This is a genomic window from Xenorhabdus aichiensis (assembly GCF_028598775.1).
Taxonomy (GTDB): domain Bacteria; phylum Pseudomonadota; class Gammaproteobacteria; order Enterobacterales; family Enterobacteriaceae; genus Xenorhabdus; species Xenorhabdus bovienii.
The window spans coordinates 1-23,924 of sequence record NZ_JAQRFO010000027.1 but is presented as its reverse complement, the minus strand read 5'-3'; the positions used below and the strand labels follow the sequence as shown (position 1 = coordinate 23,924).

The window sequence follows — 23,924 nt, the reverse complement described above, 5'->3', positions numbered from 1 at the left end:
TGTCCATAGGCGAATGATTCAGAAATATTAAGGCAAAAAAAGTTTAATAATGAAGCAAATACGAAATTTCTCCATTATCGCCCACATCGACCACGGTAAATCCACACTATCTGACCGGATTATTCAAATCTGTGGGGGGCTGTCCGATCGCGAAATGGCAGCACAAGTACTCGACTCAATGGATCTCGAGCGTGAACGCGGTATCACCATCAAGGCACAAAGTGTCACTCTTGATTACCAGTCAATTGACGGACAAGTCTATCAACTAAACTTTATCGACACGCCAGGCCATGTTGACTTCTCTTACGAAGTTTCCCGCTCTCTGGCTGCCTGTGAAGGGGCTTTACTCGTTGTTGATGCGGGGCAGGGTGTTGAAGCTCAGACGCTGGCTAACTGCTATACCGCCATCGAAATGGATCTGCAAGTTGTTCCTGTTCTGAACAAAATTGACTTGCCCGCCGCTGAACCAGAGCGTGTAGCTGAGGAAATCGAAGACATTGTTGGCATTGATGCGACAGATGCCGTCCGCTGCTCTGCGAAAACAGGTGTGGGTGTGCAGGATGTCATTGAACGTCTGGTTAAAGAGATCCCGCCACCAGAGGGCGATTCCGATGCACCATTGCAGGCCTTGATTATTGACTCATGGTTTGACAATTACCTTGGTGTTGTTTCGCTTGTCCGTGTTAAAAACGGTACATTGCGTAAAGGCGATAAAATTAAAGTGATGAGCACGGGACAGGTATATAACGCTGACCGTCTGGGGATCTTTACACCGAAGCGTATCGACCGTGACATATTGAACTGTGGTGAAGTAGGTTGGTTGGTCTGTGCGATCAAAGACATTCTGGGAGCGCCAGTCGGGGATACTCTGACAACTGCGCGTCAGCCAGCGGACAAAGCGCTGCCAGGTTTCCAAAAGGTTAAACCACAGGTTTATGCAGGTCTGTTCCCTATCAGTTCTGAAGACTATGAAGCCTTTCGCGACGCTTTGGGTAAATTGAGCCTAAACGATGCTTCATTATTTTACGAGCCAGAAAGTTCTACTGCACTGGGCTTTGGTTTCCGCTGTGGCTTCCTGGGCTTACTGCATATGGAAATCATTCAGGAACGTCTGGAACGTGAATATGATCTTGATCTGATTACTACTGCACCAACAGTTGTTTATGAAGTTGAGACAGTCAGTGATGATATTATTTACGTGGATAGTCCATCCAAATTACCGCCATTAAATAATATTAAAGAACTGCGTGAACCGATTGCGGAATGTAACATGCTGTTACCGCAGGAATACCTCGGTAATGTTATAACGCTGTGTGTGGAAAAGCGTGGTGTACAGACTAATATGGTTTATCACGGTAATCAGGTTGCACTGACTTACGAAATACCCATGGCTGAAGTTGTGCTGGATTTCTTTGACCGTCTGAAATCGACTTCTCGTGGTTATGCGTCTCTGGATTATAATTTCATCCGTTTTCAACACTCAGACATGGTACGAGTGGATGTTTTGATTAACGGTGAACGTGTTGATGCGTTGGCCTTGATTACTCATCGTGAGAACTCACAATATCGTGGTCGTGAGCTGGTGGACAAAATGAAAGAGTTGATCCCGCGTCAGCAATTTGATATTGCGATTCAGGCTGCCATCGGTGCTCACATTATTGCGCGTGCTACTGTCAAACAGTTACGTAAAAACGTACTTGCGAAATGTTATGGCGGTGACGTTAGCCGTAAGAAAAAATTATTGCAGAAACAGAAAGATGGTAAAAAACGTATGAAGCAGGTAGGAAACGTTGAACTACCGCAAGAAGCGTTTTTAGCAATTCTGCATGTTGGAAAAGATAACTAACAAGGTTGTAAGGAGTCTAAATGGCTAACACTTTTGCCTTGATCTTAACGTTAGCAACGTTAATCACCGGTATTATCTGGTGTATAGATCGGTTTAAATTCGCCCCTGAACGCAGGAAAAAACTTGCTCAGATTCAGGAACAGGCAGCAGGTGCGGAATCTCAGGAAGCTTTGGCTACAGAGATTAATAAGCCTTCATGGGTTGAGACATTTGCATCTGTCTTTCCTGTGTTAGCCATTGTTTTGCTTCTGCGTTCTTTTGTTTATGAACCTTTCCAGATCCCTTCAGGTTCGATGATGCCAACGCTGCTGATTGGGGACTTCATCCTAGTTGAAAAATTCGCCTATGGTTTGAAAGATCCAATTACACAGACAACTTTGATTAAAACAGGTAAGCCTAAGCGTGGAGATATTGCAGTTTTTAAATATCCCGTTAATCCGAGTCTGGATTTTGTAAAGCGTGTCATTGGCTTGCCTGGAGATAAAATTGTTTACGATGACATAAATAAAGAACTTCAGGTTTTTCCTGGTTGTGGTTGGAATACGGTGTGTAAGAATTTACCTGTTACTTATCGAGATATGTTTCCAAGTGAATGGACTATCAAAGAGGATATTACTCCTGAAGGCGCACCAATGAGAGGGGTTTATCCCATTCCTATCGAAGAACAACTGGGATCAAACAGTATTCGCCAGGGGGAACGGGTTGAGCGTTTAGGTAATGTGTCACACCACATTTTGACTGTCCCTGGAGCATCAAATATCCCGTTTTTCAGTCAGCCAGGGTTGCCACTTGGAACTTGGGTTGTCCCTGAAGGCCATTATTTCATGATGGGCGATAACCGTGACAATAGTTCGGATAGCCGGGTATGGGGATTTGTGCCGGAGAAAAATCTGGTAGGGCGAGCAACAGCAATCTGGATAAGTTTTGAAAAACAGGAAGGCGAATGGCCTACTGGCGTACGTCTGAGTCGAATTGGGGGAATTCACTAATATTTATATATTAGCGAAGCATTAATTCATCTCACAGTGTAGAATATTCTGCCAAACGAGATGACTGGCTTTCTAGGATGGTGGACATTTTAGGAAGCCAGTGCAAACGCAACAGTTTTGTAGGGTTTATCCCCACAGGTCTGTTGCGTGTGCTTTTTTGATGAATTCTGACTGAATTGGTAGCACATGAACTCCATAATAATTAATAGGTTACAGCGTAAGCTGGGATATACCTTTATACAGCATGATTTGTTACTTCAGGCGCTCACTCATCGTAGTGCCAACAGTAAACATAATGAGCGTCTGGAATTTCTTGGCGACTCAATCCTGAGTTTTGTTATTGCCAATGCACTTTATCACCGTTTTCCCCGTGTTGATGAAGGGGATATGAGCCGTATGCGGGCAACACTGGTGCGAGGCAATACGCTGGCTGAACTGGCCAGAGAATTTGAGTTAGGTGAATGTCTGCGTTTGGGGCCAGGTGAGTTAAAAAGCGGTGGGCATCGCCGCGAATCTATTTTAGCAGATAGCATTGAAGCTTTGATTGGGGCTATTTTTCTGGATAGCGATATTCAGACAATTGAAAGGATTATATTGAGTTGGTATGAAACTCGCTTGAATGAAATTAGCCCGGGCGACAAGCAAAAAGATCCCAAAACACGTTTACAGGAATATCTGCAAGGGCGTCATTTGCCGTTGCCATCATATCTGGTTGTTCAGGTTCGTGGGGAAGCACACGATCAGGAATTTACAATTCACTGTCAAATCAGTGGATTTGAACAACCTGTTAGAGGAGTAGGTTCCAGCCGTCGCAAGGCAGAACAGGCGGCTGCGGAACAAGCATTAAAACAACTGGAGCTTGAATGAGCGAAGAAAAAAACTATTGCGGATTTGTGGCAATAGTCGGGCGGCCCAATGTCGGTAAATCGACTTTATTGAATCAGTTACTGGGCCAGAAGATATCCATCACTTCCCGTAAACCCCAGACGACGCGGCATCGTATTATGGGTATCCATACGGAAGGGGTTTATCAAGCCATTTATGTTGATACACCAGGGCTTCACATAGAAGAAAAGCGTGCTATTAACCGTTTGATGAACCGTGCGGCGAGCAGCTCAATTGGTGATGTGGAACTGGTTATTTTCGTTGTCGAAGGTACACACTGGACAGCAGATGACGAAATGGTTGTGAATAAACTGCGTAATTTGCATTGCCCAGTGATATTGGCCATTAATAAAGTGGACAATGTCACAGATAAAGCTATCCTTCTGCCCCATATCGGTTTTCTCAGCAAGCAGATGAATTTCCTTGATGTTGTGCCGATTAGTGCAGAAAAAGGCATGAACGTTGATACTATTGCCAAAATTGTGCGTGCTCATATCCCGGAAGCTGGACACCATTTCCCAGATGATTACATTACTGATCGCTCACAGCGTTTTATGGCATCAGAAATCATCCGTGAAAAACTGATGCGTTTTCTGGGTGATGAACTGCCTTATTCTGTGACAGTGGAAATTGAACAATTCGTTACCAATGAACGCGGTGGTTACACCATTCACGGTTTAATTCTGGTAGAGCGTGAAGGCCAGAAAAAAATGGTTATTGGTAATAAAGGCAGCAAAATCAAGACGATTGGCATAGAAGCCCGTCAGGATATGGAAAAGCTGTTTGATAATAAAGTTCATTTAGAACTGTGGGTAAAAGTGAAAGCGGGTTGGGCTGATGATGAGCGAGCGCTGCGCAGCCTCGGTTACATCGACGACTTATAAGGTTGATTTGTGGACGGCTGGCAGAGAGCTTTCGTACTTCATGGGCGCCCTTACAGCGAGACCAGTTTACTACTGGATTTCTTTACTGAAAATGAAGGGCGGGTACGTGTTTTAGCGAAAGGTGCACGCCGTCGTCGCTCTCATCTGAAAGGTTGCCTGCAACCTTTCACCCCGTTGCTTGTTCGTTGGAGTGGACGGGGTGAAATCAAAACATTGCGGGATGCCGAACCTATCTCATTAGCGCTTCCCTTGACAGGAAGTGTGCTATACAGCGGTTTATACGTAAACGAGCTATTATCCAGAGTTCTTGAACAAGGCGCGGCATATCCTGCACTTTTCTTTGATTATCTTCAATGTTTACAAATTCTTGCGGCGAGTGAATACACGCCTGAATATGCTTTACGTCGTTTTGAACTCGCCTTGCTAACCAATATGGGATATGGAGTAGACTATCTTCATTGTGCAGGTAGTGGTGAACCTGTGTCAGATACAATGACTTATCGTTACCGTGAAGAAAAAGGCTTTATTGCCAGCCTGGTTGTTGATCACTTCAGTTTTACTGGTAATGAACTAAAAGCGTTGGCAGCCGGTGAATTTACTGATTCGCTCACCTTGAAAGCAGCTAAACGTTTTACTCGCATTGCGCTGAAGCCTTATTTGGGGGGGAAACCCTTAAAAAGTCGTGAATTATTTCGCCAATTCGTACGTAAAAAAACTGATACCCCTAATCAGAAAAATGAAAATTAAAATGTGATTTTTCTTTATTATGGCAAGTGTATACTTTCTTGAATCTTATGTTATTACAGGAGTTAAAAATGGCTGAGGTATTATTAGGTATTAACATTGATCACATTGCAACGGTACGTAATGCCCGCGGGACACAGTATCCTGATCCAGTACAGGCTGCATTTGTTGCAGAGCAAGCAGGAGCTGATGGAATCACCGTTCACCTGCGTGAAGATCGCCGCCATATTACTGATAGAGATGTTCAACTATTAGCAAAAACGATTCAAACCCGTATGAACCTTGAAATGGCAGTAACCGATGAAATGATTGATATTGCTTGCCAAATCAAACCCGTTTTCTGTTGTTTAGTTCCTGAAACGCGTCAGGAAGTGACAACGGAAGGTGGCTTGGATGTATTAGGGCAAAAAGTGCATATTGCTGCTGCCGTTAAGCGTTTATCGGAAGCAGGTATTTTTGTTTCCCTGTTTATCGATGCAGATCACCAGCAAATTGACGCTGCGGCTGAAGTGGGAGCGCCATTTATTGAGATCCACACAGGCGCGTATGCAGATGCAGAAAATGATACCCAGCAGGAACAAGAATTTCTGCGTATTAAAGAAGCTGTGACTTACGCCGCTGGTAAAGGCATCAAAGTAAATGCGGGTCATGGTTTGACATATCACAATGTACAGCGTATTGCTGCCTTACCTGAGATTTATGAATTAAATATCGGTCATGCCATCATTGGCCGTGCCGTATTCAGTGGCTTGCCTGCTGCTGTGGCCGATATGAAAACGTTGTTGCGGGAAGCGCGCCGTTAATGGCTATTGTTGGGTTAGGCACAGATATAGTTGAAATTTCTCGCGTTGAGGAAATTGTCGAGCGTTCTGGTGAACGCTTGGCAAAACGTGTTCTAAGTGACAGAGAATGGCAACAATATCAGCAGCATAACCAACCGATTCGTTTCCTTGCAAAGCGATTTGCTGTTAAGGAAGCCGCCGCAAAAGCGCTGGGAACAGGTATTCGAAATGGTCTGGCTTTCAATCAGTTTGAAGTTATTAATGATCCCTTGGGAAAACCCACATTAAAACTTCATGGTGAAGCAGAAACTCTGGCTGACAAACTGAATGTAAGATCCCTGCATGTCACATTAGCGGATGAACGGCGTTATGCCTGTGCGACGGTGATATTGGAAAGTTGATTTTAGATCTTATCTGCATGATGTAAGAGCACGAACTTATCCCACAGTTGCTCTTCAGTTTCTTGGTGGTCAGGGTTAAGGATAATAGTATTGGTGATCGGGCAGACGGACTGGCAGGTTGGTTTTTCATAGTGTCCGACGCATTCAGTACAGCGTTCTGAGTCAATTTCATAAATTTCTGCGCCCATTGTGATGGCCTGATTGGGACATTCAGGTTCACACATATCGCAATTGATGCAGCGTTTGGTAATTAATAGCGCCATTTCAGAAAAATATCTATTTATTCTCTGGTTCTTCAGTATCGCGCAATGTAACACAAAATCAAAAAAATCCCCAGTAATTATAGGTCTTCTTCCAACTAAGTTGTTGTGAATGATTGTGATAATATCTTTCGATTCTGTGTGTCTCTGGAGTTTTTGTCATGAAACTAAGCTCTTTTACGGAAATAATATTACCGGATAATTATCACACCCAAGATTTTTTGGCCTTTCATCACAGAGATGAAAAGGGTGCTTCTGAAATAGTGCAACAAAGTCGAATGAAAAAGGGAATTATTTGGCACGGAAATCCGGCTTTACTGACTGTATCTATTGATAAACACCGGGCGCAGATCCAGCTTGAGGTTGATGGTGGTGACGCACATCAATCAGAGAAGGCTTTATCCACACTAGCTTCACATATGCTGGGATTGTTGCAGCCTGTTGAAGAATTTGAATCTATGTATCAAGCTGATCCGGTTATTGGCGAGTTGGTTACCAGACAGGCGGGGTTACGAATTTATCAGTCAGCAACACCTTTTGAAGCACTCAGTTGGGCAATTATTGGTCAGCAAATTAGCTTAAATGCGGCAATTTCTATCCGTAGGCGATTTATTCAGGCTATTGGCGTTAAACATTCTTCAGGATTGTTGTGTCATCCGACTCATGAGCAAATCATTCAGTGTTCAGAACACGATCTACGCCAGTGTGGTTTTTCTGTCAGTAAAGCCAATGCGTTGCTGAATGTTAGCCAATTAATTGATTCGGGTGAGTTGAAATTAGCCATAACAGAAGGTGAAATTAAACGGCTTACGGATAATCTGCTCGCCATTAAGGGAATTGGCATGTGGACAATCAATTACGCTTTGTTGCGCGGATTTAATTATTTAAATGGTTCACTACATGGCGATGTGGCTGTAAGGCGCAACCTCCAATATTTGCTCAGGCAGGAAGACAAGGTTAACGCTGAGCAAACAGAAGCATGGCTGTCAGGGTTTTCTCCTTGGAAGGCACTTGTGGCTGCACATTTATGGAGGCAGCAGTCCAGTAGTGGGTATTGATGGGGGAAAATCCCAGCAGGTTCATGTAGAAATCGAAGCTGCATTCAAGACAGAAGTAAATATTCTTATCTCTCTTTGTTAAGATAACTTTTCCATTCATTGAGAGGTTTTGGCGATGTTATTTTTTTCACCATTTGAAGATTTAGCTCAACAACTTTTGCCTATTGCAGTAGAAGGTGATGATGGCGCTCATGATATTGCCCATTTGCATAGAGTATGGCGAAACGCGAAGAGAATTTGTGAGGTTGAATCTGGAAACTTACAGTGGGTATTGGCCGCAGTTTTATTACACGATTGCGTCAGCGTTGAAAAAAATGATCCCAATCGACATCTTGCTTCTCATATGGCCGCAGAAAAAGCGGCATTGATACTGAAAAATTTAGGGTGGGGTGGAGAAGATATCGCTGCTGTTTGCCATGCCATTGAAGCTCATAGTTTCTCAGCCGGTTTAACTCCTAGAACATTGGAAGCCAAAATTGTACAAGATGCTGATCGATTGGATTCCATTGGGATGGTTGGTGTTGCTCGTTGTTTTTACACTGCCGGTCGTATGCGCTCCGCACTGTATGATTTTCACGATCCTCTGGCAAAACACCGTGAATATAATGACGCTGCCTACACGCTCGATCATTTTTATACCAAGCTATTGAAAATAGAATCTGGTTTTCAAACGGAAACGGGCAGGCAAATGGCTCGTGAGAGAACAGAACGTATGGAATACTTTCTTGAGGCTTTTTTGAATGAATTTCAGGTTACATAAGCAAATTGAGATGAGTGAATCAATATTAATGACTAATAGTTATAATTAGCGAGATTTTCATAAGTAAGAGAACCTGTAGTGACAGAGATATATAGTGCAGAAATATATAGTGATGAATACTGGATGCGTCGAGCAATGGAGCTGGCAATGCAGGCGCAGTCTCAGGGAGAAATTCCCGTTGGGGCTATACTGATTGCCGATAATAAAATTATTGCAGAAGGTTATAATCATCCGATTACCGAGCATGATCCCACTGCTCACGCAGAAATTATTGCCCTGCGGCGTGGTGGCATCGAATTGCAGAATTACCGTCTGTTGAATACGACCCTATACGTCACTCTGGAACCCTGTGTTATGTGTGCAGGCGCGATGGTGCATAGCCGGATACAGCGGCTGGTATATGGCGCAAGTGATATGAAAACCGGTGCAGCCGGGTCATTGATTGATATCCTGCGGCATCCGGGCATGAATCATCAGATTGAAATCACTGGTGGAGTACTGGCGCAAGAATGCGCCACAATGTTGAGTACATTCTTTAAACAACGCAGAGAGCAGCATAAGGCATTGAAACAGTTAAAAATACAACAGCAGGAAACGCCATAATCGGTTATTGCTAAGGGACTTTTTGAGATTACGTCGGTGTTTTGACTTCCGGCGTTTTTTCATGAACCACGGCTTTATTCCCTCCCTCATCTGAAAGAGGTACGATGACCTTATCTATTGGTGTTTCATGCTCCGCTTTTTTGCTGCGTTTATTTTTCGCTCGCAAGTACCCTTCCAGACTCTGGTAATAACGCCGAATGTTTTCGACATAGCGATACGCTTCATAGCCACGGGCATAGCCGTATGTTGTGTTGATATAGAACTTTTTCTTGCTTAACAGATCAAGGCGAGATTTGATATCCAGCCAACGGTCAGGATTACCTTTTTGTTCTGCCGTGAGTTTTCGGACATCGAGAATATGCCCATAACCCATATTATAAGCGGCTAGGGCGAACCAGATACGTTCATCTTCAGGAATGGTTTTCGGCAACCGATCCATCAGATAATGCAGATAAGCCATACCCCCTTTGACACTTTCCTCTGGATCAAGTCGATCACTGATCTTGACCCATTCTGCGGTCGGGCGAGTAAGCATCATCATACCGCGAACGCCTGTGGGTGAGGTTGCCTGCGGGTTCCAATGCGACTCTTGCCATGCGATGGCTGCAACTAACTGCCAGTCAAGTGAGCCAGCGTATTTCTCAAAAATAGGCTGATATATCGGCAATGTACTATTGATGGCGCGAATGAATGAAATAGTATCAAAATAATCGAATTGGTGGATATGACTGAAATACTTTTCTTCCAGCTGTGGTATCACATCGTTTTCTGACATCTCATTGAAAAAATCGAGCATAGCAGAGTAAAGGCTATAGTCATCACTGCGCTTCAAATACCAAGTCAGAGGGCGTTCCCCATTCACTTCAAAAGCAAAAGCCAAATTAGGATGAATACGCTGTTGCAGGGAAAAACTGATTGAATCGCTGATCGTATAGTCAATTTTGCCTTCGGACACCTGCTCAAGTAATTCTCGTGTATTATCGCGTGATGTATCTTCCCAAGTTAAATTGGGATAAGACTCTTCTTTATATTTTTTCAGTTCTCTGGCATGGGCAGATCCCTCAGTGACAACCAGTGTGCCGTTTAAATCGCCAAACGTGCGTGGGCGGGGTGTACCCTTGCGGTAAATCAGTTGCTGTGAAACTGAATAGTAGGCAGGGCCAGTGCGTGCCTGATCTAGCCGTTCCTCATTATAGATAAGGCCAGCAGCCAGAAAATCTACGTTATCGTTGTCTAGGTCATCAAAAATCTGGTTAATATTAGTGCGAAAATGAATGACAAGTTTTACACCTAGATATTCAGCAAACCGTTTGGCTAATTCATAGTCGAATCCCGTTGCTTCATTTTTGCTGTTCGCAGAAATCAGAGGGGAACTGATGGTACTAATCCGAAGCTCTCCCCGTGCCAGAATCCTGTTTATCTGCTCCTGCTGTTTGTTGGGCCAACTGATATTGAGGCCAATGATTGCAGCAGAGAGAAGCGCGATAATGACGATGACAAAATAATTTATCTTGATATTGCTCAAATAGTTATCTCTTGTCAGTGCGGTAGGTTCCGTATGAAATGTGAAATATAGCATGGTTAAATTTCCAGTAATTGAGCATTTTGCGTAACAAAACTGGGATGTGCAACCTTATTGAATCAATTTTGAAATTCTACTAATTGTATTATTCGATTGAATAACCGTCACGCAAACGGTTTCGTCAAAGGAAACATTCCTCTATAATGTCGGCGTTTCCCCCTGAGGCATCAGTCGGGCTTTGCTTCTAAGATGAGAGAACCTATTATTATGGAAATTCTGCGTGGATCGCCCGCTTTATCAGCGTTTCGTATTACTAAGCTCCTTTCCCAGTGCCAAGATCAGCAGCTTCCCGTTACAGAGATTTATGCAGAATATGTGCATTTTGCAGAAATTCATTCGCCTATCACAGGAAATGAGCGGGAGAAATTAAATCGGTTATTAAAATATGGCCCCTCTTTGGATGAACATGAACCTAAAGGTCAACTATTGCTGGTGACGCCTCGTCCGGGCACGATATCTCCCTGGTCATCAAAAGCGACAGAGATTGTGCACAATTGTGGGCTGAAACAGATTGCCCGTTTGGAAAGGGGAATTGCCTATTATATCCAGAGTGATGAAATGAGTGATGGGCAGTGGCAGGAGCTGTCTGCGTTACTGCATGATCGAATGATGGAAAGTGTGTTCACTCAATCTGAACAGGTTGAAGCCCTGTTTTCTCACCAACGGCCTGCGCCACTGAAACAGATCGATATCTTGCAGTCAGGGCGTGCTGCATTGGAATCAGCCAATATTGAATTGGGATTGGCTTTGGCAGCGGATGAAATTGATTATCTGATGAGAGCCTTTCAGACATTAGGGCGCAACCCGACCGATGTTGAACTCTACATGTTTGCGCAGGCAAACTCTGAGCATTGCCGCCACAAAATTTTCAACGCGGATTGGGTGATTGATGGTCAGGAACAACCTAATTCACTGTTCAAGATGATCAAAAACACGTTTGAACAGACGCCGGATTATGTTTTCTCTGCTTATAAAGACAATGCAGCCGTGATGGAAGGTTCGCAGGTTGGGCGCTTTTTCCCCAATCGTGAAAGTGGAGTGTATGATTACCACCAAGAGCCTGCCCACATATTGATGAAAGTTGAAACACATAACCACCCGACCGCCATTTCTCCTTGGCCCGGTGCGGCAACGGGATCAGGCGGGGAAATTCGGGATGAAGGTGCAACAGGGCGAGGTGCAAAACCCAAGGCCGGATTGGTCGGTTTTTCGGTATCTAATCTGAAAATTCCCGGATTTGAACAACCGTGGGAAGAAGATTTCGGTAAGCCTGATCGGATTGTCAGTGCGCTGGATATCATGCTGGAAGGCCCGTTGGGAGGTGCTGCGTTCAACAATGAATTTGGGCGTCCAGCGTTGTTAGGGTATTTCAGAACCTATGAAGAAAAGGTGAATTCCCATAATGGCGCAGAATTGCGTGGTTATCACAAGCCCATCATGCTGGCAGGTGGGATCGGAAATATCCGTGAAGAACATATTCAGAAAGGCGATATTTCTATTGGTGCGAAGCTGATCGTACTGGGTGGCCCAAGCATGAATATCGGTTTGGGTGGCGGTGCGGCTTCTTCAATGACTTCAGGCCAATCTGATGCGGAACTGGATTTTGCATCAGTGCAGCGTGACAACGCAGAAATGGAGCGCCGTTGCCAGGAAGTGATCGATAGCTGTTGGCAATTGGGGGACAAAAATCCGATTCTGTTCATTCATGATGTGGGTGCGGGTGGGTTGTCAAATGCGATGCCTGAGTTAGTCAGCGATGGCGGTCGGGGTGGTCGCTTTGAGCTGCGTAATATTCTCAATGATGAGCCGGGGATGAGTCCATTGCAGGTATGGTGCAATGAATCCCAGGAACGTTATGTCATGGCGGTGGCACCAGAACAACTTGCACAGTTTGAGGAAATTTGTCGTCGTGAACGTGCTCCGTACGCAGTGATTGGAGAGGCGACGGAAGAACGTCACTTGCTACTGAATGACAATCATTTCGATAATCAACCCATCGATATGCCGCTGGATGTTTTACTCGGCAAGACGCCAAAAATGCTGAAAAATGTGATGACACTGAAAGCACAGGGTCATAATTTGGAACGCAGAGGTATTGATTTAGCTGAAGCGGTAAAACGAGTCCTGCACTTACCGGCAGTGGCAGAGAAAACATTCCTGATTACGATTGGCGATCGTTCAATCACTGGGATGGTTGCTCGTGACCAAATGATTGGTCCGTGGCAAATTCCAGTGGCAGATTGCGCTGTTACTACGGCCAGTTTGGATAGCTATTATGGTGAAGCGATGTCAATAGGTGAACGTGCGCCTATCGCTCTGTTGAATTTTGCAGCATCGGCGCGTATGGCGGTCGGGGAAGCGCTGACCAATATCGCCTCTGCTTATGTACAAGATCTGAAACGGGTGAAATTATCGGCTAACTGGATGTCAGCATCAGGCCATGCCGGGGAAGATGCCGGATTATATGCTGCGGTAAAAGCGGTGGGCGAAGAACTGTGTCCGGCGCTGGGATTAACGATTCCTGTCGGCAAAGATTCCATGTCGATGAAAACTTGCTGGAACCAAAACGGTGAAGAGCGTGAAATGACTGCACCGCTTTCACTGGTGATCAGTGCATTTGCACGGGTGGAGGATGTTCGTTACACCGTGACACCCGAGTTATCTACCGATGATGACAACGCGCTGCTGCTGATTGATCTGGGGCAAGGGCAAAATGCATTGGGAGGGACAGCACTGGCACAAGTTTATCGTCAGCTTGGTGACAAAACCGCAGATGTTCGCAGTACTGAGCAACTCGCAGGTTTCTTTAATGCGGTTCAGCAATTAGTTTCAGAACAAAAGCTGCTGGCCTATCACGATCGCTCCGATGGTGGCTTGTTGGTGACACTGGCAGAAATGGCTTTTGCGGGTCATTGTGGGCTGCGAGCCGATATCAGTGCATTCGATGAAGATATTTTGGCAGCACTGTTTAGCGAAGAATTGGGCGCAGTGATTCAAATTCGTCAGACCGACAGAGAACAGGTTGAAAAACTGCTGGCTGATTATGGCCTGAGCGAATGCGTACACTATTTGGGGCAGGCTCAGGCAGGAGAGGATTTCGTGATCTCCAGCAACGATATGGACGTCTATCGTCAAAATCGCAGCACATTGCGCTTATGGTGGGCGGAAACGACGTGGCAGATGCAGCGTCTGCGTGACAACCCAGAGTGTGCTGACCAAGAGCATCAGACGAAACAGGATTTGAACGATCCCGGCTTGAATGTGAAGTTAACCTTCGACCCGGCAGAAGATATTGCGGCTTGCTATATTTCGAAACAAGTGCGTCCGAGAGTTGCAGTATTGCGCGAACAAGGTGTGAACTCTCATGTCGAAATGGCGGCTGCATTCCATCGTGCTGGTTTTGACGCTGTGGACGTTCACATGAGTGACTTGCTGAGTGGGCGGATTACGCTGGATCAATTCCAGACATTGGTTGCTTGTGGCGGCTTCTCATACGGTGATGTACTGGGTGCGGGCGAAGGTTGGGCAAAATCTATTCTGTTTAATTCACAGGTACGGGATGATTTTGCGAACTTTTTCGCAAGACCGGATACTTTAGCCCTTGGCGTATGTAACGGCTGCCAGATGATCTCCAACTTACATGAATTGATTCCGGGCACTGAACACTGGCCGCGTTTTGTACGTAATCGTTCAGAACGCTATGAAGCACGTTTCAGTTTAGTGGAAGTGGCAGATAGCCCTTCACTGTTTTTGCAAGGAATGGCTGGCTCTCGTTTGCCAATTGCGGTTGCTCATGGTGAAGGGCAGGTGGAATTTAGGAATAGTCAGAGCTTGTCTGAACTGGAAAAACACCAGCAGGTTGCATTACGTTTTGTCGATAACTATGGTTTGGCGACAGAAAACTATCCTGTTAATCCGAATGGCTCTGTGAACGGTATTACTGCGGTGACTAGCCTTGATGGACGAGTGACGGCGATGATGCCGCATCCTGAAAGGGTATTCCGTACTGTCAGCCATTCTTGGCATCCTAAAGAGTGGGGGGAAGACGGCCCATGGATGCGTATTTTCCGTAATGCGCGCAAACAGTTGGGTTAATTTCTTTCGTTATTATTCTTCCTTTGTATAAATTTCTGAGAATTTATCAGTGTTTTAAGTTAAAAATCACAAAACCCGCTTTACGCGGGTTTTGTGATTTAGCAATGAGGAGTGGTTGTTTACGAATGTTTCGTAAGCTCTCGCCGCGCCAGTTCTGCAAAAAAACCGCTGCGGCTATGGTACTCACTATGTGAGCTCACATAATCATCAATTCGTGCCAATAGAAACTGGGGCAATGTGATGTTTAATTTAGTAGTGCGGCCTTCGTATTTAGTCAAATCTATATCAACGTATGCCCAGATCCCACCAGTACAATCGTCATCACTAAAATGGTCAGAAATTGTTTTTGCCTCTATTGGTACCTGATTTTTTTCACTCAGATATTCAAAATATGTATCTAATGCGTTTGCTGCATCAGCAATGGCATCATCTATCGTATCACCAGCAAAATAACAGCCAACAACGTCTGGTACGAAACCAGAGAACGAACCATCTTCAGCTTGATGTAGATAAATAGGGTATCTCATGATTCACCTTAATTTTTTTGGTAAAGCGGCCAGTAGATAGACCGCTTCACAGATTATTTCAGACCTGCCTGTTTTAGTATTTTGTTTAGCGTTCCTATCGCCAGATCTTTGCGCGGATGTGGAATTACTATCGGTTGGGATTCTCCTGATTTCTCGAAAATATGGTGTGAACCGTTGATCCGCACTAATTCCCAACCGCACGCTTTGATTTTTCTAATTAATTCATCACTATTCATTTTTCTCCTCATTTGCTAATGATCTAGAATACTATATCACCATTTTATACCCACCATCAACACCATCACCCCTATCTTCAGGCAGCGATTGATTATGCTTTGTTGCTGTTGATGCAATTCTGGCATGGTTGATGCCATACAATTAAAATGTCTCCATATCGCGACAAGGAGCCTCTAATTTGTCTCAAATAAGAGACATTTAATTATATGATTTTATTAATAAAATTATTTAATGTGATTAGGTGTCATAAATAGGCGACAAAAATACATAGCTGATATGAAAATATATTCATCATGAAGCGGAATGTATGAGGATGTTTTTTTTATTTTCAATAAAATCAATCTATTAATATTTTTATTTGAAAGTTGGCATGCAATGTGCATAATATAAAACAGTTGCTCATTCAACTTTTTATGTCGGCCCACAATTAGGTGGAAATATGCCACATAAGCCCAGAATGATGCCGAAGTAAGGTGCCTACCGTCCAACTTAATGATACTCGCCTTCGGGCCTTATCAAACTACGGGCGACACGTGGAGTGAGGCACCACCTACATGCTCATCAAGCAGTATGAAGGGTCCTCACTGGCGGGATAGTAGATAAGATACTATCCCGCCGTCATTACTACAGGTAACTCCTGTCCATCGTGTTCATGTAGATATCCGTTTGTATATGCACCCGCATAGCTTTCAACAATCCACTATTTTCAAAAACCAGAAAAAGTAACAATAGAATTCATCATCTGGTAGGCTTTTTTCTCCGCCTCATGTCGGTTAGCATCAATGTAATTACAGGTTATGAGATGATTTCTTTGAATAAATGGCGTTTATTTCCCCGTTCATTGCGCCAATTGGTGTTAATGGCTTTCTGGCTGGTGCTATTGCCACTCTTAGTACTGGCTTATCAGGCTTATCAAAGTCTTGATCAACTCAGTACTCAAGCTGCCGAAATTAACCGCACGACTTTGGCAGATGCCCGCCGTAGCGAAGCGATGATAGGCGTAGCCCTTGAAATGGAACGGAGCTACCGCCAGTATTGTGTATTGGGGGATGTCAGGCTTGAAAAACTCTATCAACGTCAATACCGACAGTACCTCAACATGCTTGGCAATCAGATGATGATGCTGGCTAATAAGGAATATACCCAGCGGTTTAATCAATTACTGTCCGGTCTTGCCAAAATTGCCTGTAGTAATGGTATGCCAGAACCTGAGGCGAACAAGCGGCTTGAACAATTTTCCACAGCCAATAATCTGCTGGTGCAAGAAACCCGTAATATCATCTTCATTCGTGGTGAGCAACTACAAAAAGATATTGCAGATAAAGGGCAGTTATTTGGCTGGCAGAGCCTGATCTTATTCCTGCTGAGTGCTTTTTTGATTACCCTTTTTACCCGTATGATTATCGGGCCGGTGAAAGGGATCGAGAGTATGATTAATCGGCTGGGGGCGGGGCAAACACTGGATAATCAGATTGAATCCTTCCAGGGGCCACGGGAATTGCGATCACTGGCGCAGCGTATTATCTGGCTGAGTGAACGTCTGTCTTGGCTTGAATCTCAGCGTCACGAATTTTTACGTCATATCTCCCACGAATTAAAAACGCCTCTTGCGAGTATGCGTGAAGGCACAGAATTATTGGCAGATGAAATAGCAGGGCCACTGACGGCAGATCAAAAAGAAGTGGTGAGTATTCTGGACAGCAGCAGTAAACATTTACAACAACTCATTGAACAGTTGCTCGAATATAACCGCAAATTGGCAGATAGCTCTGCCGAGCATCAGATTGTATCTTTAAAAGAAATTGTCGATAGCGTCGTATTGTCACATCAGCTGCCAGCACGGGCAAAAAATATTAATACTGAAATTCAATTGGATACATCTTTTTGTTGGGCAGAGCCTAAACTATTGATGAGAGTGATTGATAATCTCTACTCCAATGCAGTGCACTATGGTGCTGAATCCGGTAACATCTGGATTTCCAGTCGGCAAGTAGGTAAAAATATTCAGATTGACATTGCTAATACGGGGACGCCTATCCCTGAATTAGAGAAAAGCATGATTTTCGAGCCATTTTACCAAGGAAAGCTGCAACGCAAAGGCGCGGTTAAAGGAAGTGGTCTTGGCTTGAGTATTGCGCAAGATTGTATTAAACAGATGGAAGGAGAACTACATCTGATAGAACCCGAATTTGCTGACGTATGTTTTCGAATTGAACTGCCATTAACCGCAGAGAATGACTAAATAATATGTATAACAGGTTTACTTACCGTTTTATGACGAAGACGGAGCAGCAGAATATTGTGATTCAACCGATGAAAAAACCTGCTGTCATGCAGCATTTTCTTGAGCGGGCTTCAGCCCTGCGTTTCCGCACCATGATACTATTGTTTATTCCCTATTTGCTGGCAGGATGCGCCGAAACTACCGGAAATGATGAGTTATCAACAATAGCCCAAGCCATTATGCCAGAACAGCGAGTTACGGATTATCGGCTTAAGGGGTGTGATGTAATATGGGATATTGTCAAACCAGCGGCAATGGAAAACGGTCTTTATTGGTTGAAGGTGATGGATTGCACGGATCGATTATCCTCGCTGGAAGCTCGCGATACCGCCAAACGTTTTACGCCGACGGTACCGACTGATTGGGGGCACGTTTTCAAACAGAGTATCTTGATGAGTCGAGCCACTCCTACGCTGATTGAACGTCGCAAAATTGTAGAAAACCTCAACCGATATAGTCCACAATTTCCGTCTGCATTGCGGCCACTACTGCAATTGTGGCGCGAACAACAATATTTGAAAATTAACCTTGCAGAAGAAAGGTTGAAATTCCAGCGATTGCAGTTTGATAGTGACAGTAAAATTGATCGACTGAAAGAAATACGGGCACGTTTGGAGCATGATCTTCGTTCAATCTCCCGCAAACTGGAAAACTTGACTGATATTGAACGCCAGCTTTCCTCACGCAAACAAGATCAGAGTAGTGTTGCCACATCGGGTGAAACCGAGCATTTAGGTCACGTAGAAGCCTCTGAGCAATTAAAGCCGGAAGCCAAGCCAGAAATGAACCAGAAAACCGAAGCAGAAGCCAATCTCCCAGAAGAAAAAGGAGCTGAATAATAATGACCGTGCGCAATCCCGCCCGTCTTCTTTTAGTTGACGATGATCCAGGCTTACTAAAACTATTGGGAATGCGTCTGACCAGCGAAGGGTTTCGTGTCACGACGGCAGAGAGTGGTCATGAAGCGTTGCGTCTATTGGCGAAAGAAAAAGTGGATTTAGTCATCAGTGACTTACGCATGGACGAGATGGATGGCATGGCATTGTTTGCGGAAATTCAGAAGCAGCACCCCGGTATGCCAGTGATTATTCTGACCGCTCACGGTTCTATTCCCGATGCTGTTGCGGCGACACAGCAAGGTGTATTTAGTTTCTTGACTAAACCCGTTGATCGTGACGCCCTTTATAAAGCCATCGATGCTGCGTTGGAACTGTCAAAACCGGCCATAGATGGGCAGTGGTGCGAACAGATTGTAACGCGGAGCCCCTTAATGCTGCGTTTGCTGGAACAGGCAAAAATGGTCGCTCAATCAGATGTCAGCGTTCTGATTAATGGGCAAAGCGGAACGGGTAAAGAAGTGTTGGCTCAAGCTATCCATCGGGTAAGCCCCAGAGTGAAGAAACCTTTTATTGCGATCAACTGTGGCGCTTTGCCTGAGCAATTGCTGGAGTCTGAATTATTCGGCCATGCCAAAGGCGCATTTACTGGTGCGGTCAGCAGTCGGGAAGGGTTGTTTCTGGCGGCGCAGGGAGGAACGTTATTCCTTGATGAAATTGGTGACATGCCACTGGCACTGCAAGTCAAACTATTGAGAGTGTTGCAGGAACGCAAAATTCGCCCATTGGGAAGTAACCGCGATATAGACATTGATGTCCGAATTATTTCCGCCACTCACCGTGACTTACCGAAGGCGATGCAGCGCAATGAATTCCGCGAAGATCTCTATTATCGACTGAACGTCGTCAACATGAAAATTCCTGCACTGAATGAACGGGCTGAAGATATCCCTTTATTGGCTAATCACCTGTTACGTGAATCCGCCAAACGCCATAAACCTTTTGTCCGCAGTTTCTCGACTAATGCGATGAAATGCCTGATGGCAGCGAGTTGGCCGGGCAATGTACGTCAGTTGGTCAACGTTATCGAACAGTGTGTCGCCCTGACGACAGCTCCGGTGATTAGTGATGCACTGGTCATGCAGGCGTTGGAAGGGGAAAACACGGCATTGCCGACATTTGTGGAAGCTCGTGGCCAATTTGAACTGCATTACCTGCGTAAACTGCTGCAAATGACCAAAGGCAACGTCACCCATGCTGCCCGTATGGCAGGACGTAACCGGACGGAATTTTATAAATTGCTGGCTCGTCACGAATTGGATGCCAACGATTTTAAGGAATAACTTTTCTGCCACTCCAGAAGTTCTTACACTGGATATAAATTATATAGAGATACACTGTCTTGATAAGACAGAGAGATGAATTATGGCCCAGGAGAGCCGCAATCTATGAGTCGTACTCTTAATATCGTTCTTGCCCAGCTAAATTGGCTGGTGGGAGACATTGAAGGTAACAGCAAACGTATGTTGCAGACAGTACAGGAACAGCAGGAAAAAGGTGCTGATCTGGTTATGTTTTCTGAATTGGCGCTGTCAGGCTATTTTCCTGAAGATCTACTGTTCCGTGCTGATCTGCATCAACGTTGCCGTGAACAATTGGTACGTTTGCAGGAGGCAAGCTCTCAGGTCGCTATTCTGGTTGGTCATCCGTGGCAACAGGACGGTAAGACTTACAACGCACTTTCTCTGTTTTGGAAAGGCGAAATTATTGCCCGTTATTTCAAACAATTACTGCCTAACTATGGCGTTTTTGATGAAGAGCGTTATTTCAAAGCGGGTGATCAAAGCTGTGTTGTACCATTCAAAGGCTATAATCTCGGTTTATTAATCTGTGAAGATTTGTGGTTTGATGCGCCGATTGACGCGTTGAAACAAGCAGGAGCGGATATCATTCTTTCCCTTAACGCTTCGCCTTATAACCGGGAAAAACCGAATATTCGCAGCACATTGATTCAATCGCACTGTCAGCGAACTCAATTGCCGATCATCTATCTCAATCAGGTGGGGGGACAAGATCAGCTGATCTTTGACGGTTGCTCGAAAGTCTTTGATGCAAATGGCAAAATTACCCATCGCATGGCGGCTTTTGAAGAACAGGTTGAGCAATGCCGTTTCAATGAGATGAATATTGAGCCAATGGCAAATTTGATCCCTCAATTGTCGCCGCTTGCGCAAATCTACAAGGCACTGGTGCTTTCTGTTCGTGATTATGTGCAGAAGAATGGTTTTAAAGGTGCATTGCTGGGTTTATCAGGCGGAATTGACTCTGGCCTGACACTGGCGATTGCGGTGGATGCCTTGGGTAAAGATCACGTACAGGCTGTGATGATGCCATTCCGCTATACCTCCGAAATGAGTATCCATGATGCCAGAGAACAAGCGGAATTACTGGGTGTTGAATTTGATGTGGTATCCATTGAGCCGATGTTTGATGCGTTTATGGCACAACTCGAACCGATGTTTGCGGGGACAGAAAAAGACACGACAGAAGAGAATTTGCAGGCACGCTGCCGTGCAGTCATTCTGATGGCGATGTCGAACAAACGCCGCCGTCTGGTACTGACGACCAGTAACAAGAGTGAATCGGCGGTAGGGTACTCGACCCTGTATGGCGATATGGCGGGTGGCTTTAATGCATTGAAAGACGTCCCTAAAACTATGGTATTTGCACTGTCGAAATACCGTAATACAGTATCCCCTGCCATTCCTCAACGTGTGATTGATCGACCACCATCCGCAGAACTGGCACCCGATCAACTCGATCAGGATAGCTTGCCGCCATATGACATGTTGGACACTATTCTTGAAGGATATGTAGAAAAAGATAAATCCGTGGCTGACTTAGTTGCAGAAGGTTTTGACGAAGCCATTGTTCGTAAGGTGATCCGGTTGGTTGATATCAACGAATATAAACGCCGGCAGGCACCTATCGGCCCACGTATTACAGAGCGTGATTTTGGTAAAGACAGGCGCTACCCGATTACTTCTGGTTTTGGGCGTAAAAACTGGTAATAACAGGAAAACTTCATGAAAAAGATTGATGCAATTATCAAACCTTTCAAGCTGGATGATGTGCGTGAAGCTCTGGCTGAAGTGGGTATCACTGGTATGACCGTGACAGAAGTGAAAGGATTTGGTCGCCAGAAAGGGCATACTGAACTATATCGCGGTGCAGAATATATGGTGGATTTTCTGCCAAAGGTCAAAATAGAAATTGTGGTACCGGATGATATTGTTGATACCTGCGTCGAAACTATTATTCAGACTGCACAAACGGGCAAAATCGGCGATGGTAAAATTTTCGTCTTTGATGTTGCCCGTGTTGTGCGTATTCGTACTGGTGAACAGGACGAAGAAGCGATTTAACAAAAACGGCTGAAGTGATAACGGGCGTATGCAGTAAAGATACGCCCTGAATGGTTTATCACTTAATCGAGTATAACTCCGCGTTAAAGTACTTTATGTGGGCCAAAACATTCATAATGAATATGTTGTTTATCAATGCCGATTGCCAAGAGCTGTTGGGCGATATATTGCATGAATACGACGGGGCCACAGAAATAGAATTGCATTCCTTCCTCAGTGATTGAATCTTTCACGACAGATAAATCCATGAGTCCCATATGCTGGTAATGTGCGCCTTGTTGATCTTCGTTTCTTGGCTCGCGATACCAAACTTGAGTATGCAGATTGGGCATAGATTGAGTAATCGCATTAACTTTATCTGCGAAAGCATGATAACCACCATGTTCTGCGGCATGGAACCAATTCACTGTACCGACATGGTGTTGATTATGCAGATGTTGCAGCATACTCATCATCGGAGTTAGCCCGACACCCGCAGAAATCAGTGTAACGGGTGTATCTGATTGGACATCAAGAAAAAAGTCACCGCGTGGTGCTGCCAGTAATACGGTATCGCCTTCCTGCACATTATCATGCATAAAATTTGATACCTTGCCTTGTGCTTCTCGTTTAATAGCGATTTGGTAGCTGTGGTTGTTTGGTGCTGTTGTCAGTGAATACTGACGTATTTCACGGTTTTCAAAAACGGGAGTGTCCAGGTAGATGCCTAAATATTGCCCTGCTTTGTAATCTATGACCTTACCCCCATCAGCGGGCACAAACTCGAAGCTGGTAATAACGTCACTCTGCGGTTGCTTCTTGTTGACACGGAATTGACGTAATCCACGCCAACCGCCTTCCTCAGATTCGCCACTTTGATAAATCTCTTCTTCTCGATTGATAAAGACATCTGCCAATACCCCGTAGGCCTTACCCCATGCATTCAGGACTTCATCGCCTGGATGAAACATTTCATCAAGTGTTGCCAGCAGGTGGGTGCCAACAATCTGATAATGCTCAGGCTGAATATTCAGGCTGGTATGTTTATGGGCAATTTTTTCTACAGCAGGTAACAGTGCCTGTAGATTATCGATATTGGAAGCGTAGGCACAAAGGGCATTGAAAAGCGCTTCACGCTGAGCACCGTTTAGCTGGTTACTCATGTTGAAAATATCTTTCAATTCAGGGTTGTGTTTGAACATACGTTCATAAAAATGTGCGGTCAGTTTTGGGCCGGTAGAAACGATCAGTGGGATGGTGGATTTTACGGTAGCGATAACTTGGCTATCCAACATAGGAAGCTCCTGAATTTTTCTCAAATAGCGTTGAAATTTATAACATATATTTTAAATACAACTTATAGCTTTTGGCGCTTTTTGTAAATAGAAAAGAGAGGGGATGTTTTGATTTATGTCATAGAAGGGATGATTTGTATCATCTCAAGGTTGGACTAATTCCCTAAAAAAGCTATATATTGAAATACGATGAGATATGTGATATGTCTAAAAGTAAAAAATTTATTTCTATTATGTTAATTATCATGATAGAGATAGGGTGTTTGAATTATTTTAAACTCCGTTTTTTAGACCAATATTGTGTAATGGGGCGGCAATGTGGCACTCTTTCTTTCTGCCAGTTATTAATATTTTATGATAGTATGACTGTGGTATTAATTCTATTGTCTAATGAGTTATTATATTAATTTTAAAATTTTAATTGATTCTTTATTTTATTTATGAGTGTTTTA

Annotated in this window: 21 protein-coding genes; 16 read left to right on the top strand and 5 right to left on the bottom strand. The window is 44.4% G+C overall.

Features of this window, described 5'->3' with window-relative positions; genetic code table 11:
* Positions 1-49 precede the first annotated feature (49 nt).
* The 7 genes from lepA to acpS all read left to right on the top strand — a co-directional run bounded on the left by lepA (position 50) and on the right by acpS (position 6,531).
* A complete protein-coding gene (gene lepA, locus PSI22_RS12905; protein WP_038186971.1) occupies positions 50-1,846 on the top strand; it encodes a translation elongation factor 4 in 1,797 nt (598 codons plus the stop codon).
* Positions 1,847-1,866: 20 nt separating this feature from the next.
* Positions 1,867-2,835, top strand: a complete 969-nt coding sequence (gene lepB / locus PSI22_RS12900) for a signal peptidase I (RefSeq protein ID WP_038198161.1) — start codon at positions 1,867-1,869, stop codon at positions 2,833-2,835.
* 186 nt (positions 2,836-3,021) lie between these two features.
* Positions 3,022-3,702: a ribonuclease III gene (rnc, locus tag PSI22_RS12895; RefSeq protein WP_012989530.1), complete on the top strand. Its 681-nt coding sequence runs from the start codon at positions 3,022-3,024 to the stop codon at positions 3,700-3,702.
* Entirely contained in the window at positions 3,699-4,604 is a 906-nt protein-coding gene (era, locus tag PSI22_RS12890; protein WP_012989529.1) for a GTPase Era, read from the top strand. Before rnc ends, era begins: the two co-directional genes overlap by 4 nt.
* A gap of 9 nt (positions 4,605-4,613) precedes the next feature.
* Positions 4,614-5,351, top strand: coding sequence for a DNA repair protein RecO (gene recO, locus PSI22_RS12885; RefSeq protein WP_273580104.1), 738 nt, complete (start codon positions 4,614-4,616; stop codon positions 5,349-5,351).
* A 68-nt stretch (positions 5,352-5,419) separates the two neighbouring features.
* Positions 5,420-6,151: a pyridoxine 5'-phosphate synthase gene (gene pdxJ / locus PSI22_RS12880; protein WP_273580103.1), complete on the top strand. Its 732-nt coding sequence runs from the start codon at positions 5,420-5,422 to the stop codon at positions 6,149-6,151.
* Entirely contained in the window at positions 6,151-6,531 is a 381-nt protein-coding gene (gene acpS / locus PSI22_RS12875) for a holo-ACP synthase (protein WP_038216278.1), read from the top strand. Before pdxJ ends, acpS begins: the two co-directional genes overlap by 1 nt.
* Before the next feature lie 2 nt (positions 6,532-6,533).
* Here the strand turns inward: acpS and PSI22_RS12870 are convergent, their stop codons facing one another.
* Positions 6,534-6,794 (bottom strand): YfhL family 4Fe-4S dicluster ferredoxin, encoded by a 261-nt coding sequence (locus tag PSI22_RS12870; protein WP_038186956.1) that lies wholly within the window; start codon positions 6,792-6,794, stop codon positions 6,534-6,536.
* Between the two features lie 158 nt (positions 6,795-6,952).
* Here PSI22_RS12870 and PSI22_RS12865 point away from each other — a divergent pair, with 158 nt between their 5' ends.
* The 3 genes from PSI22_RS12865 (at position 6,953) to tadA (ending at position 9,212) form a co-directional block, all read left to right on the top strand.
* Positions 6,953-7,849: a DNA-3-methyladenine glycosylase family protein gene (locus tag PSI22_RS12865; RefSeq protein WP_273580102.1), complete on the top strand. Its 897-nt coding sequence runs from the start codon at positions 6,953-6,955 to the stop codon at positions 7,847-7,849.
* A 115-nt stretch (positions 7,850-7,964) separates the two neighbouring features.
* On the top strand, positions 7,965-8,609 hold the full coding sequence (locus tag PSI22_RS12860; RefSeq protein ID WP_273580101.1) for an HD domain-containing protein: 645 nt from the start codon (positions 7,965-7,967) through the stop codon (positions 8,607-8,609).
* A gap of 78 nt (positions 8,610-8,687) precedes the next feature.
* On the top strand, positions 8,688-9,212 hold the full coding sequence (gene tadA / locus PSI22_RS12855; protein ID WP_273580100.1) for a tRNA adenosine(34) deaminase TadA: 525 nt from the start codon (positions 8,688-8,690) through the stop codon (positions 9,210-9,212).
* Between the two features lie 28 nt (positions 9,213-9,240).
* On the opposite strand, the gene mltF is transcribed toward tadA, so the two are convergent.
* Positions 9,241-10,737 carry a membrane-bound lytic murein transglycosylase MltF gene (mltF, locus tag PSI22_RS12850; protein ID WP_273580135.1) on the bottom strand — a complete coding sequence of 499 codons (1,497 nt, stop codon included), beginning with the start codon at positions 10,735-10,737 and terminating at the stop codon, positions 9,241-9,243.
* Positions 10,738-11,001: 264 nt separating this feature from the next.
* Between mltF and purL the strand changes: the two genes are divergently transcribed.
* On the top strand, positions 11,002-14,889 hold the full coding sequence (gene purL / locus PSI22_RS12845; protein ID WP_273580099.1) for a phosphoribosylformylglycinamidine synthase: 3,888 nt from the start codon (positions 11,002-11,004) through the stop codon (positions 14,887-14,889).
* Positions 14,890-15,008: 119 nt separating this feature from the next.
* On the opposite strand, the gene PSI22_RS12840 is transcribed toward purL, so the two are convergent.
* Both PSI22_RS12840 and PSI22_RS12835 read right to left on the bottom strand, forming a co-directional pair.
* Positions 15,009-15,416, bottom strand: a complete 408-nt coding sequence (locus PSI22_RS12840) for a type II toxin-antitoxin system HicB family antitoxin (RefSeq protein ID WP_273580098.1) — start codon at positions 15,414-15,416, stop codon at positions 15,009-15,011.
* A 53-nt stretch (positions 15,417-15,469) separates the two neighbouring features.
* Entirely contained in the window at positions 15,470-15,652 is a 183-nt protein-coding gene (locus tag PSI22_RS12835) for a type II toxin-antitoxin system HicA family toxin (protein WP_273580097.1), read from the bottom strand.
* An 803-nt stretch (positions 15,653-16,455) separates the two neighbouring features.
* Here PSI22_RS12835 and PSI22_RS12830 point away from each other — a divergent pair.
* The 5 genes from PSI22_RS12830 to glnB all read left to right on the top strand — a co-directional run bounded on the left by PSI22_RS12830 (position 16,456) and on the right by glnB (position 22,198).
* The gene (locus tag PSI22_RS12830) at positions 16,456-17,895 is read left to right on the top strand and encodes a sensor histidine kinase (protein ID WP_273580096.1); all 1,440 of its coding nucleotides are present in this window, start codon (positions 16,456-16,458) and stop codon (positions 17,893-17,895) included.
* 5 nt (positions 17,896-17,900) lie between these two features.
* Entirely contained in the window at positions 17,901-18,776 is an 876-nt protein-coding gene (gene qseG / locus PSI22_RS12825; RefSeq protein WP_273580095.1) for a two-component system QseEF-associated lipoprotein QseG, read from the top strand.
* A gap of 2 nt (positions 18,777-18,778) precedes the next feature.
* Complete coding sequence (gene glrR / locus PSI22_RS12820; protein ID WP_273580094.1) at positions 18,779-20,116, top strand: two-component system response regulator GlrR; 1,338 nt, start codon at positions 18,779-18,781, stop codon at positions 20,114-20,116.
* 105 nt (positions 20,117-20,221) lie between these two features.
* Positions 20,222-21,844 (top strand): NAD+ synthase, encoded by a 1,623-nt coding sequence (locus tag PSI22_RS12815; protein WP_273580093.1) that lies wholly within the window; start codon positions 20,222-20,224, stop codon positions 21,842-21,844.
* Between the two features lie 15 nt (positions 21,845-21,859).
* Entirely contained in the window at positions 21,860-22,198 is a 339-nt protein-coding gene (gene glnB / locus PSI22_RS12810; RefSeq protein ID WP_012989424.1) for a nitrogen regulatory protein P-II, read from the top strand.
* 83 nt (positions 22,199-22,281) lie between these two features.
* Here glnB and hmpA read toward each other — a convergent pair whose 3' ends face one another.
* Positions 22,282-23,487, bottom strand: coding sequence for an NO-inducible flavohemoprotein (gene hmpA / locus PSI22_RS12805; RefSeq protein ID WP_273580134.1), 1,206 nt, complete (start codon positions 23,485-23,487; stop codon positions 22,282-22,284).
* Between the last annotated feature and the right edge of the window lie 437 nt (positions 23,488-23,924).